The organism is Campylobacter sp. IFREMER_LSEM_CL2101 (assembly GCF_025771825.1).
Lineage (GTDB): Bacteria > Campylobacterota > Campylobacteria > Campylobacterales > Campylobacteraceae > Campylobacter_D > Campylobacter_D lari_C.
The window spans coordinates 1-1,143 of record NZ_JAKMQZ010000023.1; the positions used below are offsets into that span (position 1 = coordinate 1).

Here is a 1,143-nt window from a genome sequence, read left to right on the forward strand (position 1 = left end):
TCTCCGGACTTTTCCAAGCTTGGGGTAGGAGCGTTTTTGAGTGCTTTAGGACTTGCTTGTTTTTCTTTATCTATTGGAGTGGGTTCGATTATAACTTATTCAGCGAGTTTATCAGATAAAACAAATTTTATTACAAGTACTATTAATATTATTATTATTAATATTATTATTGGCATTATGATGGGACTTATTGTATTTACTTTCATATTTGAATTTAATGGCAATCCGGCTCAACAAGGTCCAGGTTTGATTTTTGTATCTTTAATGAGTTTGTTTTCAAATATTGATCCAATCGGTTTTTTACCTTTAGGAAATATTTTAGCTGTGGCTTTTTTTATTGCATTGTTTTTTGCAGGGATTACTTCAGCAGTTTCTATGATAGAGCCTTTAACTTTTTACTTAATCAATTCTTATAATTTTACAAGAAAAAAAGCTTTAATTTTTATAGCTTTCATTGTATATTTTTTGGGAAGTTTGTGTATTTTATCAGGAATTGAGTGGAGTAAAGATTCTTTAGAATTTTTTGGAAAAAGTTTTTTTGATATATTAGATTTTATTGCTTCAAATTTAATGATGCCTTTGGGTGGATTATTTGGTGCAATTTTCGTAGGCTTTGTGCTTAAAAAAGAAGCTTTGCAAACTTTATTTTATCCTTATATGAGGGGTAAATACTTTGAGTGCTGGTATTTTTTTGTAAGGTATATCTCGCCTTTAGCGGTGATTTTAATCATGGTAAAACAATTATTTTTTTAAGGTTAAAAGATGAATGAAAAATTTTCTAAAATAGGTTTTGTATTAGCAGTAGCAGGCTCAGCTGTTGGGCTTGGAAATGCTTGGAAATTTCCAACTTTAGTGGGTAATAATGGCGGTTCAGCTTTTGTAGTGGTGTATTTGCTTTTAACCTTAGGTGTGGCTTTTGTGATATTTTTAGCCGAACTTAGCATAGGAAAACTTAGTGAAAAAGACCCTGTAAATGCTTATTATACTTTAGCACCAAAGAACAAAAAAGCTTGGTCATTTGCGGGATTTTTTATGCTTGGTGCTATTATTTTAGTGTCTTTTTATAGTGTTGTTATAGGTTGGATAGCAAAATATGCTTATTTTGGGTTTTTTGAACTACCTAAAGATACAAATGAAGCAGGT

2 pseudogenes are annotated in these 1,143 nt (G+C 30.5%); both read left to right on the plus strand.

The window, feature by feature from the left end:
* Positions 1-753: pseudogene (locus L8V88_RS07905) on the plus strand (sodium-dependent transporter); the annotation flags it as partial.
* A 9-nt stretch (positions 754-762) separates the two neighbouring features.
* Positions 763-1,143 (plus strand): annotated as a pseudogene (locus tag L8V88_RS07910) (sodium-dependent transporter); the annotation flags it as partial.